The organism is Collinsella sp. TF11-5AC (genome assembly GCF_003436775.1).
In the GTDB taxonomy this organism is placed as follows: domain Bacteria; phylum Actinomycetota; class Coriobacteriia; order Coriobacteriales; family Coriobacteriaceae; genus Collinsella.
This window is the reverse complement of sequence record NZ_QSQO01000044.1, coordinates 1-834: the sequence shown is the minus strand read 5'-3', so window position 1 is coordinate 834 and position 834 is coordinate 1. Positions and strand designations below refer to the sequence as shown.

The window sequence follows — 834 nt, the reverse complement described above, 5'->3', positions numbered from 1 at the left end:
TTCAGGTCGCGCAGCACGTCGATGTATGCGGTCGCCTTGTCCGTGGCGACGACCGCGCCCGCGCCGATGCGGCCGCGAAGGGCCTCCGCCGCGCGCTTGCGCGAGACCACGCCGCGCCCCGAGACCTCGAAGAAGGTGGCGTTCGTGTCGCTGACGCCCGTCATGACGCAGATCTGCTCGCGGGAGAGGCCGCGCCTGTGGACCTGCTTGCCGCGGTGGCGAGCCCTTCTCGGCAGGGTGAAGGAGCCCTTTGAATGGTTGCCCTTGAAGGACTCGGGGAAGTACGTCTCGTCGAGCTCGCAGGCCTGCCCCCGCCCCACATGGAACGTGGGCGAGTATTCCTTCAGGCACTCGATGAGCCTGTGGCGCATGGTGTAGGCGGTCTTGAGGCAGACACCGCAGCGGCCGGCGCACTCGCGGAGAGGGAGCATGAGGGCGAAGCACTCGGCATAGGCCATCCAGGTCTCGCGGGGCAGCTTGCTCGTGCCGAGGATCCGGTCGGTGGAGCCTGAAAACGTCCTGCCGCAGTCGCGGCAGAGGTAGCGCTGCTCGCCGTTCCTGGACTTGCCCTTCTTGACGATAGCGACCGAGCCGCAACGGGGGCAGCGCTCCACCTCATAGCCATCTCCCGCCGCATCGTCGAACATGGCGGCGCGGACGACGTCCCCGACCAACTCGACGGCTTTACGGCGCTCGGTCCTGCTGAGCTTCGCCAGGCTCTTCTTGAGGGTGATGACCAGGTCGTCTGCATCCATGGGCGCTCCTTCGACGTTAATTGAAGGGTACCGCCTCGCGGTGACATCGTTTTTATGTCAACCTTGGTCTAACAGAGCC

1 protein-coding gene is annotated in these 834 nt (G+C 65.8%); it reads right to left on the bottom strand.

What is annotated here, in order from left to right:
• Positions 1-755 (bottom strand): IS1595 family transposase (locus tag DXD16_RS10130; protein ID WP_199408241.1); only part of this gene is annotated, 755 nt, incomplete at its 3' end.
• Positions 756-834 lie beyond the last annotated feature (79 nt).